The organism is Pseudomonas sp. ef1 (assembly GCF_007293365.2).
GTDB classification, from domain to species: Bacteria; Pseudomonadota; Gammaproteobacteria; order Pseudomonadales; family Pseudomonadaceae; genus Aquipseudomonas; species Aquipseudomonas siliginis.
Map to the genome: position 1 here is coordinate 5,762,896 of NZ_CM129815.1, position 16,468 is coordinate 5,779,363.

Genomic DNA, 16,468 nt, shown 5'->3' on the forward strand with positions numbered 1-16,468 from the left:
CCTCTACCTCTTGCGTAATACGTAAACTCGCCACATCGCATAGAGCGGTATGAAGTCCAGTTGTTCCTGAATGCGGAAACCCGCCTGTTCAAATTCTTTCTCGATCGTCGCCGCCGGAATCAGAAACCGATTCTGGTAATCATGACTTGGCCGATCCCGCTCGGCACGCTTGCGCTTCCAGGCCTTGAAATTGCCGTCGACCCACAACGAAACAATCACGCTGTCGCGGGTCACCCGCTCGAACTCGCGCAGGATCACCCGACGGTGCTCGGCCTCGCCGATGTGGTGCAACAGACGCATGCAAAAGATGCTGTCGACCGAGTTATCCGGCAGAGCGATATCGAATGCCGAGGTGTGCAGCGGTTGTACACGCTTGACCACCTCGGCCGGTTGTCCCTGCATCGCGGTCTTGATCATCGATTCGGAATTGTCCGCGCCGATGATCACCCGGTTGGGCTTCTCCGCGAGCATTGGCCAGAAACGCCCGGCACCGCAGGGCAGATCCAGCACCAGCCCGGGATCTCCCGCCAGCGCCAAGGCCTTGCGACCGACTTGCTCATCGCGCAGGTGCGACAGGCGGCGACCAAGGCTTTGCTGGTGCTTGCGCAGATATCGTTGTGCGTGTTGGTCGTCGTACTTTTCGGAAAAATCGAGCTTGATCGGGCCGGCCATCATCTGGACTCCTGTTCTGATGACGCCACCTTAAACAGCGGCGTGTCAGCGTCAGGTCATCCAATTGTGAAAAATCTGTCAGGTAAATCCGTAAATTATTACAACGTTATACAGGATTCAGACAGGTGTACGGGAGTAGCCTCGAGCCACTATTTGCTGGCATTCACGCCAAGATCTACCTCGAATCGGCAGCCATTGGGGTCCATCGTGCTCAAGCTGACCGTCCAGCCCTGGTTTTCGCAGATACGCTGCACCAGCGACAAACCCAGGCCCAGCCCTTCGCCACGCTTCTCGCTGCCGCGCACAAAGGGCTCGAACATCGCCTCGCGTTTTTCCTCGGGAATGCCCACGCCCGAATCCTCAACGACGAAACCGTTGGCGGTGAGCGTCAGGCGAATGAAACCCTGTTCGGTGTAATGCAGTGCGTTACGCAGAAGGTTACCCATCACCGCGTTCAGCAAGGTCGCGTTGTAGCGAGTATCCGCTGGGGTGCCCGGCTCGAATATCAGTGTCAACCCCTTGCGCTCGATCGGCTCACGCCACAGGCACAGCAGGCTCTCGGCTACTTGTGTGAGGTTCTGCTGGGGCGCCGCTGCGGCCTCTTCGTTCTGCGTGCGCGCCAGCATCAGGAAGGTCTGTACCAGTTCGCGCATCTCCTCGCTGGCCCGGGCAATGCGCTCGACCTGGGCGCGACCGCGCTGATCGATTCCGGGGTTTTCCAGCAGCAGTTCGCAGGAACTGGCCAGGACCATCAGCGGCGTGCGCAATTCATGGCTGACGTCGCTGGTGAACAGACGTTCGCGGGTCAGTGCCTGACGCAAGCGCCCCAAGGTGGCATCGAACGCCACCGCCAGTTCACCGACTTCATCCGCCGCGTAGTCCGGCGCCAAGGGCGGCGCCAGCCCGAGCAGCTGGTCGCGATGCCGGACCTGCCGCGCCAGGCGCACCACCGGCGCCATCACCTTGCGCGCGAGCACCCAGCCAAGAAACACCGCCAGCGCCAGACTGAGCACGAAGCCCACCAGCACCACCGCAAACAGCACGCGCTCGCGCTCTTCGAAATCGCTTTGGTCCTGCAGCAAGACATAACGCCGACCATCCACCACTTCGACCATGGCGTGATAGGACAGCTGCTCGCGAAAGACCTCATGGAAACCGGCATCGAGGTGACGCAGATCCTTGGGCAGGTCGAAATCCCCCGGCCCGCCACTGAAGTAGAACAATTGATCCGGCTCGGGCCGATGGCTCCAGTCGGAGACATTGTCCATCAGCAGCAAACGTTGCAGGTCGCCGCCCAGCCCTGCGGAAATCAGTTTCTCTTCCACCAGGTGCACCGTCGCAACGATGCCCATGGCGAAAGCGCCGGCGACCAGTGCGCTCATCAGCGCAAAGGCGATGATGATCCGCTGGGAAAGACTCTGCTTAAACTCCATCTCGGCCCTCGGCCAAGCGATAACCGACACCGTGCACGGTGTGCAGCAGTGGCTTGGCGAATGGCTTGTCGATCACCTGGCGCAATTGGTGGACATGGCTGCGCAGGCTGTCGCTGTCCGGGCAGTCATCGCCCCACAGCGCTTCTTCGAGAATCTCCCGACGCAGCACGTGCGGGCTCTTCTGCATCAACACCGCGAGAAGCTTGAGACCCACCGGGTTGAGTTTGAGCAGCTTGCCTTCGCGGGTCACTTCCAGGGTGTCGAGGTCGTAGCTCAGGTCACCGACCTGCAACGCCCGGCGACCGCCGCCCTGAGCACGGCGCATGACCGCTTCGACGCGGGCCGCTAGCTCAGACAGCGCAAACGGTTTGATCAGGTAATCGTCGGCACCGGACTTGAAGCCCTGCAGACGGTCGTCGAGTTGGTCGCGGGCGGTCAGCATGATCACCGGCGTGTCACGCCGGGCGTCTTCACGCAGGCGCTTGCACAAGGTGTAGCCGTCGATGCCGGGCAGCATGATGTCGAGCACTATCAGATCGTAATGCTCGGTCGCCGCCAGATGCAGACCGGACAGACCATCCTGGGCGCAATCGACGGTATAGCCCTTGAGGCCCAGGTAGTCGGCCAGATTGGCCAGGATGTCGCGGTTGTCTTCGACCAGCAGAATTCGCATGGACATCTCCTCCGAACGGGGTAACGGCCGTCTTGGCCCGCGCAGCTTACGGCCAAGTGTGGCTCAGGGCTAGGGGCGTTTTTCGATAAACCTGCACTGCGCGCGCTGCGACGTTTTTTTCACTTTCGGTTAACAAATCGCCGACGCCAGCGCGCGCAGACTCCGCGCGATTACGCTCTCTCCTCCGTTCATCGACCAAGGAACCTGCCATGGTGTCGACCTCTGCCCTTCCCGCTTCAAGACCGCTCAACTGGTGGTTGTGTCTGGGCATTCCCGCAGCGGCGGCGATCATTCTGCTGTTGCTCGAACTGACCGATCTGGACATGGTTCTGGCGCAGATGTTCTACGACCCGGTCGCGGGGGATTTCATCGGGCGGCACAGCTATGTGCTTGAAGACATCCTGCATGACCGGGCAAAACAGCTGGTGATCGGCTTCTCGGTGTTTGCCATTCTGGGTTTCATCGGCGCGTTTTTCATCGAACGGCTGAAACCGTTCAAGCGCGAACTGGGCTGCCTGGTGCTGTCGCTGGGGCTGGCGACTTCATTTGTCACTCCGGTCAAAGCCGTCACCGCTGTGCAGTGCCCATGGAGCCTGGAGCAATTCGGCGGCCACGAGACCTACAGCAAACTCATGGAACATCGCCCCGCCACGGACAAGCCGGGACGTTGCTGGCCGGGTGGCCATGCGGCGACCGGGTTCACCCTGTTTGCACTGTTCTTCGTGCTGCGTGACCGCCGTCCACGACTGGCGCGGCAGGCGTTTGTGTTTGCCTTTGCACTGGGCTCGGTGTTCTCGATCAGCCGCATGATGCAGGGTGCGCACTTCTTCTCGCACAACGTGTGGACGGCGATTTTCTGCTGGCTGATTTGCCTGGGGGCTTATTACTGGGTGCTGTATCGCCCGGCTGGCAAGACTTCGACGGCGATGAACACACAGCCGATCAATGCCTGAAATAAAGCACCTGTGGGAGCGAGCCTGCTCGCGAATTGTCGGCTCAACTGGCTTGCATGTCGGATGACAGACCGCTTTCGCGAGCAGGCTCGCTCCCACAGGGGGGATACCAGTGAGCTTCGAAATTGGGGTAATAAAAAACCCCGCTGACTTTCGCCAGCGGGGTTTTGCGTTACAGGGCCAGGGCTGGCTTACATCATGCCGCCCATGCCACCCATGCCGCCCATGTCTGGCATACCGCCGCCAGCTGCACCTTCTTTCTTCGGTGCGTCGGCAACCGCTGCTTCGGTGGTCAGGATCAGACCGCCGATCGAGGCTGCAGCTTGCAGAGCCGAACGGGTTACCTTGGTTGGATCCAGGATGCCCATTTCGATCATGTCGCCGTATTCGCCGGAAGCAGCGTTGTAACCGAAGTTACCTTTGCCGTTCTTCACTTCGTTGACGACGACGCTTGGCTCGTCACCGGAGTTGGCAGCGATCTGACGCAGCGGCGCTTCAACAGCGCGACGCAGCACAGCAATACCGACGTTCTGGTCAGCGTTGTCGCCGGTCAGCTCGGTCAGTGCTTCCAGAGCACGGATCAGCGCCACGCCACCGCCAGGTACCACGCCTTCTTCAACGGCTGCGCGGGTTGCGTGCAGGGCGTCTTCAACGCGGGCTTTCTTCTCTTTCATTTCAACTTCGGAACCAGCGCCAACCTTGATCACTGCAACGCCGCCGGACAGCTTGGCCAGACGCTCTTGCAGTTTTTCACGGTCGTAGTCCGAGGAAGTTTCGGCAACCTGGGCGCGGATCTGGGCGATACGGCCTTCGATGTCTGCCTGCACGCCAGCACCGTCAACGATGATGGTGTTTTCCTTGGACAGGGTTACACGCTTGGCGTTACCCAGGTGCTCCAGGGTGGTGCTTTCCAGGCTCAGACCGATCTCTTCGGAGATAACGGTACCGCCGGTCAGAACAGCGATGTCCTGCAGCATGGCCTTGCGACGGTCGCCGAAGCCCGGTGCCTTGACGGCAGCGACTTTGACGATGCCACGCATGTTGTTCACAACCAGAGTCGCCAGGGCTTCGCCTTCAACGTCTTCGGCCACGATCAGCAGCGGACGGCCGGCTTTGGCAACGGCTTCCAGCACTGGCAGCATTTCGCGGATGTTCGAGATCTTCTTGTCGACCAGCAGGATCAGCGGGCCGTCGAGCTCGGCAACCATGGTGTCCGGCTTGTTGACGAAGTATGGCGACAGGTAGCCACGGTCGAACTGCATGCCTTCTACAACCGACAGTTCGTTTTCCAGGCCCGAGCCTTCTTCAACGGTGATCACGCCTTCTTTACCGACTTTTTCCATGGCTTCGGCAATGATGTCGCCGATGGAGTTGTCGGAGTTGGCCGAGATGGTGCCTACCTGAGCGATGGCTTTGAAGTCAGCGCATGGCTTGGACAGGGCTTTGAGCTCTTTGACAATGGCGATGGTCGCCTTGTCGATGCCGCGCTTCAGGTCCATCGGGTTCATGCCGGCAGCGACGGCTTTCAGGCCTTCGTTGACGATCGACTGAGCCAGAACGGTAGCGGTGGTAGTACCGTCACCAGCGTCATCGTTGGCACGGGAGGCAACGTCTTTGACCAGCTGCGCGCCCATGTTTTCGAAGCGGTCATCCAGTTCGATTTCTTTGGCGACGGAAACGCCGTCCTTGGTGATGGTCGGAGCGCCGAAGCTCTTCTCGATAACCACGTTACGGCCTTTCGGGCCCAGGGTCGCTTTTACCGCGTCAGCCAGAACGTTGACGCCTTTGAGCATCTTGGTGCGGGCGGCATCGCCGAACTTAACTTCTTTAGCAGCCATGATCGATATTCCTTAAATACTTTGTAGTAACGGGAAAATGAACGGGAGTATCAGCCTTCGATAACCGCGAGAATTTCGTTCTCGCTCATTACCAGCAGGTCTTCGCCATCGACTTTCACAGTGTTGCTGCCGGAGTAAGGACCGAACACAACCTTGTCGCCTTCCTTCACGGACAGTGCACGCACTTCACCGTTTTCCAGAGCTTTGCCCGGGCCTACAGCGAGAATCACACCGTGGTTGGCTTTTTCAGCAGCCGAACCTGGCAGGACGATACCGCCAGCGGTTTTCTTTTCTTCTTCGCTGCGACGGATGACGACGCGGTCATGCAGAGGACGAAGCTTCATTGTCGATCTCTCCTAATTGTGGTTTTCATCGGCCGGTGTAGTCCCGGCGGGTTTAACGAATCCGGCCTGCGCCGGTTGCGGTCCGTCGAGCGAACCGCGCAAGTCTGTCCGGTTTGAATACCGGAAACCTTTCGGTGACCGATACATAGGGGCGTACAAGCCGATTACAAGGGCTGGCGGAAAAAATTTTTCATCGCCACCCAGTAAAAAAGCGCCATAAACGAGCACGGCACCCGAGGGTGCCGTGTCGATGCTGATATCACTTGTTGTCGCGGTGTTCGAACTCGCCTTCGATCACATTCGGCTCTCGACCGAGCGGCTCGCGCGGGGCCGGGCCGCCACGTGGTTGCAGGTCGTCGGCGAAGGCGCGCTGACGCATGGCCTGATCTTCGGCGCGCTGGCGCATCTTGTTCGCCAGCAGACGACGGGTGACCGGCAACAGCATCACCAGACCGACCACGTCACTGATGAAGCCGGGAATGATCAACAGGCCACCGGCGAGTGCCAGCATCAGGCCTTCGAGCATGGTCTGCGCGGGCAACTCGCCGCGATTCAGGCTTTCCCGGGCACGCAATGCGGTGGCCAGACCGGCGACGCGCAGCACGAACACACCGAACATCGAGCCGAGAATGATCAGCAGCAGGGCCGGGAAGAACCCGATAGAGCCTGCCACTTTGACGAATACGAACAGCTCCAGCACTGGAAACAGCAGAAAGAGCAACAGAAAAGGGCGCATCAAAGTTTCCTCAACGCAAGAAATGCCTTGCAGTAAGCCCTAGATGACGTCGCCCTTGCGTGAATTCAAGCTTAACTTTGCGCTTTTTTCGGCCAGGACTGGGCGTGAGCCAGAGAAACCAAGGCCTCGCGCACTTGTGTCGGCGTATTACATGGCGCCGCGAAGGGCAACCAGTAGACGGCCTGACCGATGCGCAGGTGCATGCCCTCGCTGTCGATGCCGGCCAGTTGCGCCGGCGTGCTGTTGGGCAGCCCGGCCAGCTCGACGTAATGGGCGATGGCTTTGGCATGGTCGCTGTTCATGTGCTCGACCATGCTGATTTCCGCTTTGCCGGCGAACGGGTTGGCCAGGGTCAGATCGTCGATCCAGTGGATCGCACCAAAGCCGCCGATGTAGCGATGGCGCACCGGATCGAGCACCCAGAAATCGAAATCGTGGGCCTGGTGATAATTCTGCGAGTCGGGGAAATAGCGGTAATAGCGTTCGGCGGCAGCGTCGATGGCTGCCGGTTCTGCGAGCTTCTGCGCTTCGGCCAGATAAGTCAGCCGCCCGACCGCCTGTACATCGTCGGCCTCGCGCTCGCCCACCAGCATCGAACACTTCGGATCTTTCTGCAGGTTATGCGTGTGCTGGGCGATGCGGCTGATCAGGATCAGCGGCCGGCCCTGCTCGTCCAGGCAATACGGCACAACCGAGCCAAAGGGAAAACCCGGCATCGATTTGGAGTGGGTCGACAGCACTCCTCGGTATTCCTTGAGAAGCAATTCTCGGGCATTCTTCGCCACTTCAGCGCTCAATTTGTGACTCCTTAAATGGGTTCCGTCTAGAAAACGGACAGGCGCGCAGCGAAAAGTAACCGGCGCGCATCGGGCAAATGTTCGTGTGCTACCAGGCCTGACCGGTGCCGATCGAGCGTTGCCGACAACAAAAACAACTCAGACCTGCCAGCGGGACATGCGAATGCAACTCAACGACAAAGTAATCATTATCACCGGCGGTTGCCAGGGTTTGGGCCGTTCCATGGCCGAGTATTTCGCCGGCAAGGGCGCGAAACTGGCCCTGGTCGATCTGAATCAGGAAAAACTCGACGCCGCCGTGGCCGCCTGCAAAGCCAAAGGTGTCGAAGCGCGCAGCTACCTGTGCAACGTCGCCAATGAAGAACAGGTCGAGCACATGGTCGCGCAAGTGGCCGAAGACTTCGGCGCCATCCACGGCCTGATCAACAACGCTGGGATTCTGCGCGATGGTCTGTTGTTGAAGGTCAAGGACGGTGAGATGACCAAGATGAGCCTGGCGCAGTGGCAGGCGGTGATCGACGTCAACCTCACCGGCGTGTTCCTCTGCACCCGTGAAGTCGCGGCGAAGATGGTCGAGCTGAAGAACAGTGGCGCGATCATCAATATTTCCTCGATCTCCCGCGCGGGCAACGTCGGGCAGACCAACTATTCCGCAGCCAAGGCCGGCGTCGCAGCGGCGACCGTGACCTGGGCGAAGGAGCTGGCGCGTTACGGCATTCGTGTCGCGGGCATCGCACCGGGCTTCATCGAAACCGAAATGACTTTGGGCATGAAGCCGGAAGCGCTGGAGAAGATGACGTCGGGAATTCCGCTCAAGCGCATGGGCAAGCCTGAGGAGATCGCCCATTCGGCGGCGTATATCTTCGAGAACGACTACTACACCGGGCGGATTCTGGAGATGGATGGCGGGTTGCGAATCTAAAGCAAAATCAAAAGATCGCAGCCTCGCTCCGCGAGTCAGCTCCTACGGTAAATGTGCAGGAGCTGACGAGCGAAGCGAGGCTGCGATCTTTTTGCAGGCGACGCTGATCAATCGTCGCTGATGGTGATGTTCGGCATCGCCGGTGTCGCCGCTTCCTGCAACACGATCCGCGCGCCGACGTGGCGGGCCAGCTCCTGATAGACCATGGCGATCTGGCTGTCCGGCTCGGCGATTACGGTTGGCTTGCCGCCATCGGCCTGTTCGCGGATCAGCATCGACAGCGGCAGCGAGGCCAGCAATTCGACGCCGTACTGGGTCGCCAGTTTCTCGCCACCCCCTTCACCGAACAGATGCTCGGCATGCCCGCAGTTCGAGCAGATGTGCACCGCCATGTTTTCCACCACGCCGAGCACCGGAATGTTGACCTTGCGGAACATTTCCACGCCTTTGCGCGCGTCAAGCAGCGCCAGATCCTGCGGCGTAGTGACGATCACCGCCCCCGCCACCGGGACTTTCTGCGCCAGGGTCAGCTGAATGTCGCCGGTGCCTGGCGGCATGTCGATGACCAGATAATCCAGATCACCCCACGCGGTTTGCGTGACCAGTTGCAGCAGCGCCCCGGAAACCATCGGCCCGCGCCAGACCATCGGCGTGTTGTCGTCGGTCAGGAAGGCCATCGACATGACTTCCACGCCGTGAGCCTTGAGCGGCACAAACCACTTCTGATCCTTGACCTCAGGACGGGTGCGCTCGGGAATGCCGAACATGATGCCCTGGCTCGGGCCGTAGATATCGGCGTCGAGGATGCCGACTTTGGCGCCTTCGCGGGCCAGCGCCAGCGCGAGATTGGCAGCGGTGGTGGATTTGCCCACGCCGCCCTTGCCGGAAGCGACGGCGACGACGTTCTTGACGTTGGCCAGCCCGGGAATCTGCGCCTGGGCCTTGTGCGCGGCGATCACGCTGGTGACCTCGACGCGAGCGATGACCACGCCGTCGAGGTTTTCGATGGCCAGTTGCAGCAATTGCGCCCAACCGCTCTTGAACAGTCCGGCGGCGTAGCCGATTTCCAGCTGCACATTGACGCGGTCACCGATGATCTCGATGTTTTTCACGCAACCGGCGCTGACCGGGTCCTGGTTCAGGTAAGGGTCGGTGTATTGGCTGAGGACGGCTTCCACCGCTGCGCGAGTGACGGCGCTCATGGGCAACTCCGATAACAAGACTGGAAAGAATGGCGGCTATCGTACGCTGGACACCGATTTGAGGCGAACAGATTACTTGCGCTGAAAAGCCACTGTGGTGAGGGGATTTATCTCCGTTCGGCTGCGCAGCAGTCGTAAAGCCATTGCACTCGGACTATCTGATACATCGAAGTTTGCGGTTTTCGGGCGGCTTCGCCACCCAGCGGGGATAAATCCCCTCGCCACAAGAGCTCTCAAAGTACCCAGTGGCGCAGGGGTGAAAAATATGCGCCGGCGCTTTATAGTGGCCGACCTCCGTTTCATCAAGTAGCGAAGCCCCATGTCCGAGCCACGCAAGATCCTCGTCACCAGCGCCCTGCCCTACGCCAATGGTTCGATTCACCTTGGCCACATGCTGGAATACATCCAGACCGATATGTGGGTGCGCTTCCAGAAGCATCGCGGCAACCAATGCATTTATGTCTGCGCCGACGACGCCCACGGTTCGGCGATCATGCTGCGCGCGGAAAAGGAAGGCATCACCCCGGAACAACTGATCGCCAACGTGCAGGCTGAACACAGCGCCGACTTTGCCGACTTCCTCGTCGATTTCGACAATTTCCACTCCACTCACGCCGAAGAAAACCGTGAGCTGTCGAGCCAGATCTACCTCAAGCTGCGCGACGCCGGGCACATCGCCCAGCGCTCGATCACCCAATATTTCGACCCGGAAAAGAAAATGTTCCTGGCCGACCGCTTCATCAAGGGCACCTGCCCGAAATGCGGCACCGAAGACCAGTACGGCGACAACTGCGAAAAATGCGGCGCGACCTACGCACCGACCGACCTGAAGGATCCGAAGTCGGCGATCTCCGGCGCCACACCGGTGCTCAAGGATTCCCAGCACTTCTTCTTCAAGCTGCCGGATTTCCAGGAAATGCTTCAGGCCTGGACCCGCAGCGGCACCCTGCAGGACGCCGTGGCCAACAAGATCGCCGAATGGCTGGATGCCGGCCTGCAGCAGTGGGACATTTCCCGCGATGCGCCGTACTTCGGCTTCGAGATCCCGGGCGAGCCGGGCAAGTATTTCTACGTCTGGCTGGATGCGCCGATCGGTTACATGGCCAGCTTCAAGAACCTCTGCAACCGTACGCCGGAGCTGGACTTCGACGCGTTCTGGGGCAAGGACTCGACCGCCGAGCTGTATCACTTCATCGGCAAGGACATCGTCAATTTCCACGCGCTGTTCTGGCCAGCCATGCTCGAAGGCGCCGGCTACCGCAAGCCGACCGGCATCAACGTGCACGGCTACCTGACCGTCAACGGCCAGAAAATGTCCAAGTCGCGCGGCACCTTCATCAAGGCCCGCACTTATCTGGATCATCTGTCGCCGGAATACCTGCGCTACTACTACGCGGCCAAGCTTGGCCGTGGCGTCGATGACCTCGACCTGAACCTTGAAGACTTCGTGCAGAAGGTCAACTCCGATCTGGTCGGCAAAGTGGTCAACATCGCCAGCCGTTGCGCCGGGTTTATCCACAAAGGCAACGGCGGCCTGCTGGTCGACAACAATGCCGCGCCGGAGCTGACCGAGGCCTTCCTCGCCGCCGCGCCGAGCATTGCCGACGCCTACGAGGCCCGCGACTTCGCCCGCGCCATGCGTGAAATCATGGCCCTGGCTGACCGCGCCAACGCCTGGATCGCCGACAAGGCGCCGTGGTCGCTGAACAAGCAGGAAGGCAAGCAGGATGAAGTCCAGGCGATCTGCGCCACCGGCATCAACCTGTTCCGCCAGTTGGTGATCTTCCTCAAACCGGTACTGCCGCTGCTGGCCGCAGATGCCGAGGCGTTCCTCAACGTCGCGCCGCTGACCTGGAATGACCACACCACCCTGCTGGCTAATCACCAGCTCAACGAATTCAAACCGTTGATGACCCGCATCGACCCGGTAAAAGTGCAAGCCATGACCGACGCCTCGAAAGAAGATCTGACCGCCAGCCAGACCGACACTGGCGAAGCCAAGCCTGCGGGCAACGGCGAACTGGCCAAGGATCCGCTGTCGCCGGAAATCGATTTCGACGCCTTTGCCGCCATCGATTTGCGCGTCGCTTTGATCGTCAAGGCCGAACACGTCGAAGGCGCCGACAAGTTGCTGCGGCTGACCCTCGACATCGGTGACGAGCAACGCAACGTGTTCTCCGGGATCAAGAGCGCCTACCCGGACCCGTCCAAGCTCGACGGTCGCCTGACCATGATGATCGCCAACCTCAAGCCACGGAAAATGAAGTTCGGTATTTCCGAAGGCATGGTGATGGCAGCCGGTCCCGGCGGTGAAGAGATCTACCTGCTGAGCCCGGACAGCGGCGCCAAGCCGGGTCAGCGCATCAAGTAAGAGGTTGCCGTAAAACGATCCCACCGACGTGCTCTGCATGCCGGTGGGATTTTTCATATCTGGCCCGATAGTGCCTACCCTTAAGAGACACCCGCCCGTTTCGCTGGCAGAACCATGACCGAACTCGTGTTAACGCTGATCAGTGCTGCGCTGCTCAACAACTTCGTGTTGCACTGGCCGCTGGGCGTCGCTCCGCTGCTGGCGGGCAGCCGTCGCCAAGTCCATGCGCTGGGGTTGGCGACGTTGTGCCTGATGGTGGTGGTCGGCGTTATCGGTCAGGCGATCTGGCAGTGGATACTGCTGCCGTTGCAGCTTGAAGCGCTGCGCCTGTTCGTGTTTCTGCCGTTGAGTGTGTTGTTGATCGCGCCGCTGCTGAAACTGCTGGCGCGCGGCCTGCCCGATTGGCCGTTCGCTGGATTGTGGCCGCTGCTGCTGGGCAATGCCGGGGTACTCGGGCTGGCCTTGATCAATGCGCAAAACGATCATGGCCTGCTGCACGCGACAGCTTTGAGTTTGGGTGCAGGGCTGGGTTTCTGGCTGGTATTGAGTGTGTTTTGCGACCTGCGCGAGCGCACGGTCGACAACGATATTCCCCTGCCCTTTCGCGGCCTGCCGATCGATCTGATCAGCGCCGGACTGCTCGCAGTGATTTTTCTCGGATTCAGTGGATTGATCAAAACATGAGTCTGCTTCAACGCATCGATGCCCTGCTGCCGCAGACCCAATGCGGCAAGTGCGGCCATCCCGGATGCAAACCCTATGCGCAAGGCATTGTTGATGGCGAGCCGATCAACAAGTGCCCGCCGGGAGGCGAGGAGACTATCGCTGCGCTGGCCGAGCTGTTGAAAATACCGGTCCTGGAACTGGACATCAGCCGTGGCCCGGCACCGCCGCAAATCGCCTTTATCCGCGAGGCCGAATGCATCGGCTGCACCAAGTGCATTCAGGCCTGCCCGGTCGACGCCATCGTCGGCGCGGCAAAACTCATGCACACGGTGCTGATCGACGAGTGCACCGGTTGTGATCTGTGCGTTGCGCCGTGCCCGGTCGACTGCATAGAAATGCATCCGTTGCCTGCGCACACGATCCCAGTGGTTGGCGGTCTCGCATTCGATCTCGAAGAACAGCGCGCCCGCGCTGAAAAGCGTGACCATGCGCGCCAGCGTTTCGAGCGCCGCAACCAGCGCTTGCTGCGTGAAGAACAGCAAAAGCAGGCTGAACGTGAAGCGCGAGCCGCGCGTGCGGCACAACCGCAAGTATCGACCGCCGACCCGGTGCAGGCTGCACTGGAGCGGGTGCGTGCGCAAAAAGCCGCGAACGCAGATGCGGCGCTGAAGAAGGCCAAGGTCGATGTGGCGATGAGTCGCGCTCAATTGCACAAATCGCTGAAAGCCTTCGGTCACCCGCCGACGTTCGAGCAGCAGTCGCAATTGATCGTCCTGCAGCAACAATTCGAAGCCGCCGAGCAGGCGCTGGCGAATCTGGAAAGCAGCCAACCGGCAATTCCCGCCGTTCCCGCCGCTCCCGCACCGACCAACGACGCCGACCTGAAGCGAGCCAAGATCCAGTTGGCCATGCGCCGCGCCGAGTTGAAAAAGGCTCAGGCAGCGGAGGCTGCGCCGGAGCAGATCGCAGCACTGGAGCAAGCCGTGACTGACGCCGAGCGCCGGGTGCAAGACCATGCCGCCCCTTGAGCCAGTGGACGATCGCCTGCAACAGGCGATGAACACCGTGCTGCTGGCCGCTTTGCCGGGTCTGCTCGCTTTATTCTGGCTGTATGGCTGGGGCGTGTTGATCAACCTTTCCCTGGCGGTTGTCAGTGCTTTGCTCGTCGAAGCGGGCGTCGCCTGTCTGCGTCGGCAAGCGGTGCAAGCGGCAATGCGTGATGGCAGCGCGCTGGTCAGTGCGATGTTGCTGGCCGCCGCGCTGCCGGCTTATTGCCCTTGGTGGCTGACGGTCATTGCGACCGCTTCAGGTCTGTTGTTCGGCAAACATCTGTATGGCGGCGTCGGCAAAAACCCGTTCAACCCGGCGATGCTTGGCTTTGTCCTGAGCATGGTGCTGTTCCCGCAAGCGATGACCCATTGGCCCGCTCATGGCCTGGACTTTCTTGCGGCGCTGCAACAGGTTTTCAGTCCAGCGCAGGCGCCGGACGCGTGGGTGCAAGCCACGGCACTCGACAGTCTGCGCATCAATAAAAGCCTGACCATGCAGGAGCTGTTCGCCAGCAACCCGGCCTTCGGCCGTTTCGGCGGGCGCGGTGTGGAATGGGTGAATCTGGCGTTTCTGCTCGGCGGCCTGTGGCTGTTGCAGCGGCGGATCTTTTCCTGGCACGCACCGCTGGGGATGCTCGCCAGTCTGTTCGTCATCAGCCTGTTGTGCTGGAACGGCTCGGGGTCGGATTCCCATGGTTCGCCGCTCTTTCACCTGCTCAGCGGCGCGACCATGCTCGGTGCATTTTTTATTGTGACCGAGCCGGTGTCCGGCGCGAAAAGCGCCCTCGCCCGCCTGCTGTTCGGTGTTGGCGTCGGCCTGCTGACTTATCTGATTCGCACGTGGGGAGGTTACCCGGACGGCGTCGCGTTTGCGGTATTGCTGATGAATCTTCTGGTGCCGGCACTCGAACGCTTCGCCCTCAACCGCCAGTCGAAGGTGAACGCGTGAACCGCTCAGCGAGTGTCGCGACGGTGGTGCTGCTGGCACTCGTTGGCATGAGTGCGACATACGTGTTGCAGCGCAGCAGTGCACCGCAGATTGCCAGCGAGCAGCGCTTGCTCGACAGCCGCAAATTGCTTGATGTCATGCCTGCCGCGCTCTACGACAATCAGCCGCTGGAGCTACCGCTGACGCTCGCCGAGCCTGCTTTGCGCCATAGCACGCTGTCAGGCGGCTATCGAGCGACCCGCTCCGGTCAGACAGTCGCGGTGCTGTTGCGCAGTCGCAGTGAAGGTTACGCAGGTACTCTGGAACTGCTGATTGCCATTGATGCTAATGGCAAAGTTTTAGGCGTGAAAACCCTTGAGCAGCGCGAAACGCCAGGATTGGGTGGTTACATCGGTGCATGGCCGAATGCCTGGCTTCAGGCCTTCATCGGCAAATCCCGTACTGAGCCGACAGACGCCGGCTGGGCGCTGAAAAAGGATCAGGGGCAGTTCGATCAGATCGCTGGCGCGACCATTACCTCCCGTGCCGCCATTGACGCAATTCATGACGCACTGCGTTATTTCGATGAGCATCGGGCGCTGCTCTTGGGGACTGGCCCATGAAGCGCACGGTGAATTTATTGATGCTGGTGCCGCTACTGGGCGCCACACCAACATTCAGCGCTGCACTGGGGATAACCTTGATGCTCAGCGCGGTACTCGGTGTATTTGCCGTCTGCATGTCGCCGCTGCGCGAGCGCCTGACGGGCACCCGTGCCTTGCTCGCCAGCCTGATACTTGCTGCGACGTTGACCAGTTGCGCGGATATTGTGGCGCAACGCTGGTTTTTGCCATGGCAGCAGACGTCTGAGCTCTACATAGGGCTGATCGCCTTGCACTGCGTCGTGTTTGAATACCACGGTGCCTTCCGCGAGCCCGTCGCTATCAGCTTCAAACGCTGCGCAATGTTCGGCGCGCTCATGCTGGTAGTCGGCGGGCTGCGCGAGATCATCGGTTATGGCAGCCTTGGCCGAGGCCTTTCGGAGCATTGGCCAGGTCTGGTTTTGTTCCCCGAAGGACTGCGCCTGATTACGCTGGTTCCCGGCGCTTTCGTTTTACTGGGCCTGCTTCTCGCCGCCCGTCAGGCGTGGACACGCCGCAACTCTGTCATCAAGGAAACGCATCGCCCATGAATGCTGCAAAACGTCTTGAGATATTTCGCCGACTGCACGAAGACAATCCCGAGCCGAAAACCGAACTGGCCTACTCTTCGCCGTTCGAGCTGCTGATTGCGGTGATTCTTTCGGCGCAGTCCACCGATGTCGGCGTCAACAAGGCGACTGCCAAACTCTTTCCCGTCGCCAATACACCCGCCGCGATTCATGCGCTGGGTGTCGAGGGGCTGTCCGAGTACATCAAAACCATTGGCCTCTACAACAGCAAGGCGAAAAACGTCATTGAAACCTGCCGTTTGCTGGTTGAGCGTCATGGCGGTGAAGTCCCGCAAACCCGGGAAGAACTGGAAGCCTTGCCGGGCGTCGGGCGCAAGACCGCCAACGTGGTGCTCAACACCGCTTTCCGCCAATTGACCATGGCGGTCGACACGCACATTTTCCGCGTCAGCAATCGCACCGGCATCGCGCCGGGGAAAAATGTGGTGGAAGTTGAAATGAAGTTGATGAAGTTTGTACCGAAAGAATTCCTGCTCGACTCTCATCACTGGCTGATTTTGCACGGTCGTTATGTGTGCCTGGCGCGTAAACCGCGCTGCGGCAGCTGCCGCATCGAAGATCTATGCGAATACAAACATAAAACTTCTGACGATTGAGCGGTCATCGGTTTTTCACATCCATCGATTGAAAAAATCTTTTTTACCCGCCGCAGT

17 protein-coding genes are annotated in these 16,468 nt (G+C 60.2%); 9 read left to right on the top strand and 8 right to left on the bottom strand.

Annotation, left to right across the window (positions count from 1 at the left end; all coding sequences use genetic code 11):
• Positions 1 to 3: 3 nt before the first annotated feature.
• The 3 genes from FEE99_RS26295 to colR form a co-directional block, all read right to left on the bottom strand.
• Positions 4 to 672 carry a class I SAM-dependent methyltransferase gene (locus FEE99_RS26295; RefSeq protein WP_041480029.1) on the bottom strand — a complete coding sequence of 223 codons (669 nt, stop codon included), beginning with the start codon at positions 670 to 672 and terminating at the stop codon, positions 4 to 6.
• A 149-nt stretch (positions 673 to 821) separates the two neighbouring features.
• A complete protein-coding gene (locus tag FEE99_RS26300) occupies positions 822 to 2,105 on the bottom strand; it encodes a sensor histidine kinase (RefSeq protein ID WP_041479854.1) in 1,284 nt (427 codons plus the stop codon).
• Positions 2,095 to 2,778, bottom strand: a complete 684-nt coding sequence (gene colR / locus FEE99_RS26305; RefSeq protein WP_041479855.1) for a two-component system response regulator ColR — start codon at positions 2,776 to 2,778, stop codon at positions 2,095 to 2,097. The genes FEE99_RS26300 and colR overlap by 11 nt, the downstream gene beginning before the upstream one ends.
• Before the next feature lie 209 nt (positions 2,779 to 2,987).
• On the opposite strand from colR, the gene FEE99_RS26310 reads away from it, so the two are divergent.
• Positions 2,988 to 3,731: a phosphatase PAP2 family protein gene (locus FEE99_RS26310; protein ID WP_041479856.1), complete on the top strand. Its 744-nt coding sequence runs from the start codon at positions 2,988 to 2,990 to the stop codon at positions 3,729 to 3,731.
• Positions 3,732 to 3,922: 191 nt separating this feature from the next.
• Here FEE99_RS26310 and groL read toward each other — a convergent pair whose 3' ends face one another.
• The 4 genes from groL to FEE99_RS26330 all read right to left on the bottom strand — a co-directional run bounded on the left by groL (position 3,923) and on the right by FEE99_RS26330 (position 7,446).
• Entirely contained in the window at positions 3,923 to 5,569 is a 1,647-nt protein-coding gene (gene groL / locus FEE99_RS26315) for a chaperonin GroEL (RefSeq protein ID WP_016773419.1), read from the bottom strand.
• A gap of 50 nt (positions 5,570 to 5,619) precedes the next feature.
• On the bottom strand, positions 5,620 to 5,913 hold the full coding sequence (locus tag FEE99_RS26320; RefSeq protein WP_007916610.1) for a co-chaperone GroES: 294 nt from the start codon (positions 5,911 to 5,913) through the stop codon (positions 5,620 to 5,622).
• Between the two features lie 259 nt (positions 5,914 to 6,172).
• Positions 6,173 to 6,649 carry an FxsA family protein gene (locus tag FEE99_RS26325; protein ID WP_016773418.1) on the bottom strand — a complete coding sequence of 159 codons (477 nt, stop codon included), beginning with the start codon at positions 6,647 to 6,649 and terminating at the stop codon, positions 6,173 to 6,175.
• A 71-nt stretch (positions 6,650 to 6,720) separates the two neighbouring features.
• Positions 6,721 to 7,446 carry a HugZ family pyridoxamine 5'-phosphate oxidase gene (locus FEE99_RS26330; protein WP_041479857.1) on the bottom strand — a complete coding sequence of 242 codons (726 nt, stop codon included), beginning with the start codon at positions 7,444 to 7,446 and terminating at the stop codon, positions 6,721 to 6,723.
• A gap of 163 nt (positions 7,447 to 7,609) precedes the next feature.
• On the opposite strand from FEE99_RS26330, the gene FEE99_RS26335 reads away from it, so the two are divergent.
• Positions 7,610 to 8,368, top strand: coding sequence for an SDR family oxidoreductase (locus tag FEE99_RS26335; RefSeq protein ID WP_041479858.1), 759 nt, complete (start codon positions 7,610 to 7,612; stop codon positions 8,366 to 8,368).
• Positions 8,369 to 8,475: 107 nt separating this feature from the next.
• On the opposite strand, the gene apbC is transcribed toward FEE99_RS26335, so the two are convergent.
• Complete coding sequence (gene apbC / locus FEE99_RS26340; protein WP_024014150.1) at positions 8,476 to 9,570, bottom strand: iron-sulfur cluster carrier protein ApbC; 1,095 nt, start codon at positions 9,568 to 9,570, stop codon at positions 8,476 to 8,478.
• A 319-nt stretch (positions 9,571 to 9,889) separates the two neighbouring features.
• Between apbC and metG the strand changes: the two genes are divergently transcribed.
• From metG to nth, 7 genes are all read left to right on the top strand, one after another.
• The gene (gene metG / locus FEE99_RS26345; RefSeq protein ID WP_041479859.1) at positions 9,890 to 11,941 is read left to right on the top strand and encodes a methionine--tRNA ligase; all 2,052 of its coding nucleotides are present in this window, start codon (positions 9,890 to 9,892) and stop codon (positions 11,939 to 11,941) included.
• 114 nt (positions 11,942 to 12,055) lie between these two features.
• Positions 12,056 to 12,625, top strand: coding sequence for an Rnf-Nqr domain containing protein (locus tag FEE99_RS26350; RefSeq protein WP_041479860.1), 570 nt, complete (start codon positions 12,056 to 12,058; stop codon positions 12,623 to 12,625).
• Positions 12,622 to 13,635: an electron transport complex subunit RsxB gene (gene rsxB / locus FEE99_RS26355; protein WP_041479861.1), complete on the top strand. Its 1,014-nt coding sequence runs from the start codon at positions 12,622 to 12,624 to the stop codon at positions 13,633 to 13,635. The genes FEE99_RS26350 and rsxB overlap by 4 nt, the downstream gene beginning before the upstream one ends.
• The gene (locus tag FEE99_RS26360; RefSeq protein ID WP_041479862.1) at positions 13,622 to 14,605 is read left to right on the top strand and encodes an RnfABCDGE type electron transport complex subunit D; all 984 of its coding nucleotides are present in this window, start codon (positions 13,622 to 13,624) and stop codon (positions 14,603 to 14,605) included. The genes rsxB and FEE99_RS26360 overlap by 14 nt, the downstream gene beginning before the upstream one ends.
• Positions 14,602 to 15,207, top strand: coding sequence for an RnfABCDGE type electron transport complex subunit G (locus tag FEE99_RS26365; protein WP_041479863.1), 606 nt, complete (start codon positions 14,602 to 14,604; stop codon positions 15,205 to 15,207). The genes FEE99_RS26360 and FEE99_RS26365 overlap by 4 nt, the downstream gene beginning before the upstream one ends.
• Entirely contained in the window at positions 15,204 to 15,776 is a 573-nt protein-coding gene (locus tag FEE99_RS26370; protein WP_041479864.1) for an Rnf-Nqr domain containing protein, read from the top strand. The genes FEE99_RS26365 and FEE99_RS26370 overlap by 4 nt, the downstream gene beginning before the upstream one ends.
• On the top strand, positions 15,773 to 16,411 hold the full coding sequence (nth, locus tag FEE99_RS26375; RefSeq protein WP_016773410.1) for an endonuclease III: 639 nt from the start codon (positions 15,773 to 15,775) through the stop codon (positions 16,409 to 16,411). The genes FEE99_RS26370 and nth overlap by 4 nt, the downstream gene beginning before the upstream one ends.
• The last annotated feature ends 57 nt before the right edge of the window (positions 16,412 to 16,468 follow it).